Raw genomic sequence first — 204 nt, forward strand, 5'->3', positions numbered from 1 at the left:
CGACTTTTTTAATCTTTACAGGCATGGAAAGCTGACAGGTTCTTTTGTTGACCACTAATGCCGGAGATTTTATCTCGTTTCCTTCCACAAGATGGCGGTTTTTCCCTTGTTTTTTGACGGGGATTTCTGCTGACCATACCCAATCTTTTCCATTCCAGATTTTAATTTGAATTGTGCGATATTTTTCTCCATAACGAATCTGTT

Annotated in this window: 1 pseudogene; it reads right to left on the reverse strand. The window is 38.7% G+C overall.

Annotated features, from left to right (window positions below):
• Positions 1-204 (reverse strand): annotated as a pseudogene (locus JUI58_RS00115) (IS200/IS605 family accessory protein TnpB-related protein); the annotation flags it as partial.

This window comes from Spirulina sp. CCY15215, from assembly GCF_016888125.1.
Classification (GTDB): domain Bacteria; phylum Cyanobacteriota; class Cyanobacteriia; order Cyanobacteriales; family Spirulinaceae; genus CCY15215.